At 67.7% G+C, this 957-nt stretch carries 2 protein-coding genes; both read right to left on the bottom strand.

Translation table 11 applies throughout. The features are described 5' to 3' along the window. The coding region (locus VB737_RS16935; RefSeq protein WP_500314689.1) for a hypothetical protein at positions 1-186 on the bottom strand (186 nt) is incomplete at its 3' end. Positions 187-230: 44 nt separating this feature from the next. After that, the coding region (gene purC / locus VB737_RS16930; protein WP_500314687.1) for a phosphoribosylaminoimidazolesuccinocarboxamide synthase at positions 231-957 on the bottom strand (727 nt) is incomplete at its 5' end.

Here is a 957-nt window from a genome sequence, read left to right as displayed (position 1 = left end):
GGGCTGACCCACGGCGCCTGCGGGTGTCTGGACCGCGGGGGCCTGGCCCTGGCCGGGGGGACTTTCGGCAGCCCGGGCCTGGCCGCCGGCCAGCAGCAGGGCCACCAGCAGGGGAAGGGAGGCGGTCGCCGCCCGCGGCGTGACGCTTCGAAGGGTGTGGGGCCTGCCGAGGCGAACGCCAATCATGGATGTCGTCTGCAGAGCGGCCAGGCCGCAAAATCCCGCTGACCTTACCCGTAGACCTGTGGTTCGGGACAGACCCCTTGGACCCGTTTGAGGACCTCCCCGTAGGCCTCGACAACGCCGCCCAGGTCCTGGCGGAATCGATCCTTGTCCAGGATCCGCTCCTGGACATCACTCACCGACCGTTTCCAAAGGCGGCAGGTGTCGGGGCTGATCTCGTCCGCCACCACCAGTGCGCCGTCAGTGGTGAACCCCAGTTCGATCTTGAAATCCACCAGTTCGAGCTCCACCCGGGCGAAAAGATCGCGCAGGGCATCGTTGACGCGAAAGGCCAGTTTCCGGATTGCCTCCAGCTGGTCGGGCGTGAGCAGCTGCAGGCGCTCCAGCCTGGCTTCGCTGAGCAGGGGGTCACCCAGGGCGTCGTCCTTGTAGTACAGGTCGAGCAGGGGCGGGTCCAGGGGAGTGCCCGCCGCCATCGGCATCTGTCGGCAGAGGGAGCCGGCGGCCACGTTTCGCACCACCACCTCCACCGGCACCACCCGCACCGGCCGCACCATCATCCAGTGGTCCCCGTGCAGCCCCAGGTAGTGGGTGGGCACCCCCAGCCGTTCGAGATGTTCGAACAGCAGGGCAGAGATGCGGCAGTTCAGGGCCCCCTTGCCAAGGAGCTGGGCCTTCTTGAGGGCATTGAAGGCGGTGGCGTCGTCCTTGTACTCCACCGCCACCAGGTCCTCCTGGTCGGTGGCGTACACCCGCTTCGCCTTGCCTTCGTAG

This window comes from Synechococcus sp. BA-120 BA3, assembly GCF_034931285.1.
Classification (GTDB): domain Bacteria; phylum Cyanobacteriota; class Cyanobacteriia; order PCC-6307; family Cyanobiaceae; genus Cyanobium.
The sequence above is the reverse complement of the archived record's forward strand: the minus strand, read 5'-3'. Positions and strand labels throughout refer to the sequence as shown.